General features: G+C 53.9%; 4 protein-coding genes. All 4 read left to right on the forward strand.

Annotated features, from left to right (window positions below; translation table 11 throughout):
- The coding region (locus ACWVCN_RS03875) for a PAS domain S-box protein (protein ID WP_455244200.1) at positions 1-1,376 on the forward strand (1,376 nt) is incomplete at its 5' end.
- Positions 1,377-1,654: 278 nt separating this feature from the next.
- Positions 1,655-2,053: a response regulator gene (locus ACWVCN_RS03880; RefSeq protein ID WP_455244201.1), complete on the forward strand. Its 399-nt coding sequence runs from the start codon at positions 1,655-1,657 to the stop codon at positions 2,051-2,053.
- Positions 2,054-2,122: 69 nt separating this feature from the next.
- Positions 2,123-3,517 carry a sigma-54 interaction domain-containing protein gene (locus tag ACWVCN_RS03885; RefSeq protein ID WP_455244202.1) on the forward strand — a complete coding sequence of 465 codons (1,395 nt, stop codon included), beginning with the start codon at positions 2,123-2,125 and terminating at the stop codon, positions 3,515-3,517.
- Between the two features lie 481 nt (positions 3,518-3,998).
- The coding region (locus ACWVCN_RS03890) for a hypothetical protein (protein WP_455244203.1) at positions 3,999-4,745 on the forward strand (747 nt) is incomplete at its 3' end.

Genomic DNA, 4,745 nt, shown 5'->3' on the forward strand with positions numbered 1-4,745 from the left:
CGATCGACAGCGATCAGCGTATTCTGTTGTTCAATCGGGCGGCGCAACAGATGTTCCGGTGTTCCGCACGTGAGGCTCTCGGTCAGCCGCTGGACAAATTTCTTCCCGAGCGATTTCGCTCTATTCACGGTCAGCACGTAGAGGTATTCGGCCAGTCCGGTGCGACGACCCGGAAGATGGGGCAACTTGGGACGGTGGTCGGAGTTCGTGCTGGAGGGGAGGAATTCCCCATTGAAGCCGCGATTTCTCATTTTACGGTGGGAGGCGACAAATACTACACAGTCGTCTTGCGGGACATCACGGAACGTAGGCATGCCGAGCAACTGCTTCGACAAAGTGAAGCTCGGTATCGTCGTCTGATTGAAGTTTCGCCCTTCGCCATTTTCATCCATCGCGGTGAACGGATCGTGTTTACAAACCGGCAAGGCCTTGCGTTGGTAGGAGCAAGTAAAGTTGAAGATGTGACCAATCGTTCTCTTCTAGAATTTATCCATCCCGGGGATATGGATCAGGTGAAACACCGGATCCATCGAATCGTACATGAAGGAGAGCAGGCGATCCCTGCGGTGGAACGGTTTATTCGGCTGGACGGAACAGAGGTGGACGTAGAGGTTGTTGCCGCTCGCTTTGTCGATGAAGAGGGAGTCGGGGTGGAAGTGTTCGTACGAGACGTGACGGAGCGAATGCGTCTTGAGGATCAATTGAAGAAAGCTGAGCGTTTGGCAGAGCTCGGGACGTTGGCGTCAGGCATGGCCCATGAGATCGGGACGCCGATGAATGTCATCCTCGGTCGCGCCGAGTACCTGATGGAGCGGGTAAGAGATGAAACTGTCAAGAAAGGGCTGCAGACGATCGTCGCTCAAGTTGAACGAATTACCAGAGTTATGAATCAGTTACTGACGTTCGCTCGCCGCAAGCCCCCTGAGCGTGAACCGCTGGCGCTGGGAGATGTAATAGAGGACAGCCTTGAAATGTTTCATGAACGCCTGGCCAAGAGCCGGGTGGAGGTCCAAACCCAGATCGATGCTTCCAGTCCGAAAGTTCGTGCCGATCGGGATCAAATGAGCCAAGTGCTCATCAACCTCATTATGAATGCGCTCCATGCCATGCCTGAAGGAGGCGTATTGAGTATCGGTATGTCATCGGAGGGGAAAGAATTGGTGAAGCTGACGGTTGCCGACAGCGGGCAGGGAATACCAAGGGACCTGGTTGAAAAAATCTTCGAGCCATTTTTTACAACCAAGGAGTTCGGCAAGGGGACCGGTCTTGGTCTGACGGTGGTCAAAGGCATCGTTGAAGAGCATCAAGGGACTATTACCGTCGACAGCGAGGAAGGAAAAGGAACGACATTTACCATCCTGTTGCCAGGCAATTAGGAAAGCCAAGTTTGAGCGCAAGACAGGGGCTTTGCTTGGTTGAGCCCTCACCTCACATTGTCCCTAAAATCTGATCGTGGCATTGTGGCATCCTGCGACAACGATCCCGCTGGAAATTGAGGTGTTTCCCCCCACTGCTTTTCAGGGAAACTCTTACCAAGCACTGATTTTTCAGGGAAATTGAACATTAGAAACTGATCCCACACGGGCATGCACCTTGCCACAAAGTTGATCATAACCGTAGTTCGGTATTGAAAATTAGAAAACGGTGGGGTGCCATGGCAGGCCGAAAGTCACCAGTCGTGCTCGTGGTCGAAGACGATCGTGATATGCGGAGTCTCCTTTGCGACGAATTCTGGAGCGCAGGGTACCAGTTGAGGGAAGCAAAGGATGGAGACGAAGCATTTCGTGTTGTGTTAGATTCAGCCCCCGATCTGATCCTCACGGATCTTCGGATGCCGGCAGGGGGTGCTGACTATATTAGTCGACTTCGCACGGTTGCTCCGGTATGCCCAATTGTCGTTATGACCGGGTTTGGTGATCCGGCAACAAAGGCAGCAGTTCTACAGGCCGGGGCCAATGCATACTTCGATAAGCCGGTCCGAATCGCAGAATTAAAACGTTGCGTGCAGCAATTGCTGGAACGGCAGCAGGTTACTCAGGAAGACAGGGCCTGAAGGCAGTTATCAATAAACAGCTAGTGGTCGTCCAGCTGGACGAGCCGTTTAACGAGAAAGATCGACGAGATGGCCGGATCTCCTCCCAATTCTTCAAAACCGTTTTCCCTGGCCGATCCCGTTATTGCGGCGCGGATCGAAGCTATCAGGCAATTGGCTGGGGGAATATCCGAACGCGTAGCGGTGATTGATCAAGACTTCAACGTCGTGTACGCGAATTCGGCTGCCTGGTCGATCGCTCATGAGGGGAAAGGACATCGGCAACAGGCCAAATGCTACCAGGCCTTCGCCGAACGGAAGGACCCCTGTGGCGTATGCCCGGCGGTAAAAGTTTTCGAATCTCATGACGTCCAGAGTGTGTCCTGTACGGCAGCAGGGGATGGGACTGCCTGCGGAATGCAGCAGGCGTTTCCACTCCTGGCCGGTAATGGAGAAGTAGCATCCATGCTCGTGCTGTTTAAGCCTGGATCAAGAGCGAGCTGTGGCCAGGGAGCTCAGGTGCCAGATGAGGTCCTACCTCCGGCGGCTCGCGAGCATCTAGGAGAATTGATCGGTCGAAGCTCCGTGATGCAACAGCTTTTCGACATGATCGCCCTCGTTGCGGAGAGTCAAGCGACGGTCCTCATACAGGGAGAAAGCGGGACAGGAAAGGAACTAGTCGCCAAGACGATTCACAGGCTGAGTGACCGGAGAACAAAACCCTTTGTCGTCGTCGATTGCGGATCACTGCCGGAAACACTGCTCGAGAGCGAACTCTTTGGCCATATGAAAGGGGCGTTTACGGGAGCGACCGCCACGAAACGTGGCTTATTTGAGGAGGCCCACGGAGGCACGATTTTTCTCGATGAGATCGCCGACACAAGCCCCGCTTTTCAGGCCAAACTCTTGCGGGTTCTTCAGGAAGGAGAGATCAAGCGTGTTGGCGGTAATCAACCGATCAAGGTAGATGTTCGCGTGATATCCGCTACGAACAAAGATCTGTCCGAATTGGTCAAGTCGAAACGGTTCCGGCAGGACCTGTACTACCGCTTGGCCGTGTTGCCGCTTTACCTCCCTCCCTTGCGGGACCGGAAAGACGATATCCCTCTCCTCGTTGAGCATTTTGCGAAACTTTCCTGCAACAGGCATCGACAGCCGTTGCGACACGTCTCTCATGATGTCATGCATGCGTTGTCTGAGGCCGCATGGCCCGGTAACGTGAGGGAAATACAGCACTACATCGAGCGAGCGGTCGTCACGACGGCCGGCCCTTATCTTACGTGCGGCGATATCGTTGCAATGGGATCACAGGTGGAGTCCAAGGACCTTCGTTCCGTTGCAAAGGATGCGGTTGCTCAGGCGGAACGTTCGAGAATTCTTGATGCATTGAAAAAGGCTCATGGAAATCGTGCCAAGGCCGCCAAGCTTTTGAAGATCAGCAGAGCAACTCTCTACAATAAACTACGAGATTATCGAATCGAATAACTCCTGGCCTGCCCCTCTCTGCCACATTTCTCCCGTATTTCTGTCCAATACATTAGACAGTTTAAGCAGTTGAAATATAGATGATCTGTTAGTAGGCACTTTTAAGAATGTCTAATGGCATAGAAAATCATCGCAATATAGTTCCCGCGGGAGAAGAAGACAAATCATGCTAACTAGCTAATTTAAAATAAGAAATAGTCTTATTCGCCGGATCAGTCTTCACGCGGCACAGGTGTTGCGCTACGTAAATGCCGCTGGTGAAGGCCTGGGTGATTAGGACCGGCCTCCGAATGACCCACTCCTTCGCGAGAAGGAACCCTTCACCAGCTCTAACCCTCCAAAGATTCTGGCCGGATGCCAATCGGAGGCCGGTTCGCTTCTTCCAGAAGGAACTAGGAAAGTAGGAAGTTAGAAACAAATAGTCAGAGTGTTTCAACCGGCCGCCTACGGAGGCGGCGCCAACAGAAGGGGGAGGCCAAACATGAGGTCTTTTTCAGTTCAACCGAGACGCAGGCAGAGGCGTACAGGTCTGGCGCTGATGCTCCACAGCGTCCTGCTGGCCGGCAGCTTGGTGGTAACACCGTGGCTGTTTGCCGCCGGTCCAGAAGGAACGTCGCATGATGGCCATGCGACCCCGGTTGCGTTGCCGGGCTGGACGCAACAGTTGAAGGGCCAAACGGTCGTGGAGGACACGATCGAAGGTCGGCCCCAACGTTCGGAGCAGATGGAAGCGCAGCACCATCGACTGATGGAGAAGCTGGAGCAGCAGGCTCAGAAGGATGCCAAGGCCCAGCATACCTCGGGTGCGTTCAATAACATGTCTATGATGCACCAGTACATGGGTCAGGATGGCAGCAGCTTCCTGCTCATGACGGATTCGGGTAAGGGCGAGCCGGTCTTGGCGTCAGGCGGTAAGTGTCCAGCCGGCGTTCCGACGAAGCAGTTTGACGTATCGATGATCAACATCGAAATCACGTTGAATCGCTGGTTGGATTTCTATCCGGGCTATATGTACATCCTGACCGAGGATGTGGAAAAGGCCCGGCCGGAAGAATCCAAGAACCGGGAAGCGCGTGACAAAGAAGGGTGGGATCCGGGCGCTGTCAGCACGGGCCTCCAGGGCGATACGATTCAGCCGTTGGTTCTTCGTGCCAATCAAGGTGACTGCGTCAAGTTGACGCTTCGCAACCAGCTCGAAGGGGAAGACGGCAGCCTCTTCATTCAGGCC

The organism is Petrachloros mirabilis (assembly GCF_975968855.1).

Bases quoted from the DNA above. Each gene is read 5' to 3' on its own strand.
- ACWVCN_RS03880 (WP_455244201.1), top strand. From the start codon at position 1,655: ATGGCAGGCCGAAAGTCACCAGTCGTGCTCGTGGTCGAAGACGATCGT.
- ACWVCN_RS03885 (WP_455244202.1), top strand. From the start codon at position 2,123: ATGGCCGGATCTCCTCCCAATTCTTCAAAACCGTTTTCCCTGGCCGAT.